2 protein-coding genes are annotated in these 1,033 nt (G+C 29.7%); one reads left to right on the top strand and one right to left on the bottom strand.

From position 1 onward, the window contains the following. Positions 1 to 781: aconitase X (locus AC3WVG_RS12295; protein WP_488798406.1), on the bottom strand; the 781-nt coding region annotated here is incomplete at its 3' end. A gap of 86 nt (positions 782 to 867) precedes the next feature. Here AC3WVG_RS12295 and AC3WVG_RS12290 point away from each other — a divergent pair. Next, a partial coding sequence (locus AC3WVG_RS12290) for a DUF211 domain-containing protein (protein WP_488798407.1) occupies positions 868 to 1,033 on the top strand: 166 nt, incomplete at its 3' end.

The following is a 1,033-nucleotide window of genomic DNA, read 5'->3' as shown; positions in this document are numbered from 1 at the left end:
CAATATCTCTAATATCTATACTTAGCCTACTTTCTATATTCATACTATCTCTATAGTATTTGTAGTTTGTTGATAATCTATCTATTATTACTAATGTTGAATTACTATACGTTGAGAATGATGCTAAGAAGGATTTTAAGCTCTCAATATTTTTAAATAATGTTTTTGATGGTTTTAGATATACTACATCTAGATCTTTACTATATTTTTCACCAATAATCTTTCCTAATACTCCAGCTTCTACACAATTTAATTCTCTATCATTTCTAACTTCAACATATATTTTCGGTATTCTATTTTTAGGATTTGATAAGCCTATAAGTGGCATCTTACCAACCAATGCACATATTAGTGCTAATGGGCCAGGCAGTTTTTCGACATATGCATCATATATAGAGTTTATGAATGCTACAGCACTTGATTCAGACCATGCATAGAATCTTCTAGGTTTAATATTTTGATATTCATATGGTATACAGGTAAACCATGTAGATACTCCAATACTTTTTAATATTTTTAATATTTCTAACTGTGCTCTACATATTTCACAATTTTCTCTATATAAATCTTCAATACACATACACATTGGATTACAGGTTGTGAAAACTTTTACTCTACATTTTGATGTGTATAAATCTTTTAGAAATTCTAGACCTGCTTTTCCAATATTTATGTATGATATTCCTGATATGTGTGATGATTCTACATCAACATATTTTTCATATCCTAAGTTTGACAATACTTCTCTCAACTTACTAAATATCTCTTCTACATTTATCACATCTATACACAACTTTTCTAAATATTGTAAAGCTCTACGTTTATAAACTAGTTCAAGTCTAGTAGTTACTTGGGGATTAGTTACAGATGACGAGAATTAGGAGGCTTGTACTTGATGTTGATATTCCATCTAAGGTTAGCATTGTCGAACTTGCTAAAAATATAACTAAGGTTCCAGGTGTTAAGGCTGTAAATATTACTGTAGAGGAGACTGATGTTGATGTTCTTGGACTTGTAATCATTGTTGAGGGTG

The sequence above is a fragment of the Desulfovulcanus sp. genome (assembly GCF_982781345.1).
The sequence above is the reverse complement of the archived record's forward strand: the minus strand, read 5'-3'. Positions and strand labels throughout refer to the sequence as shown.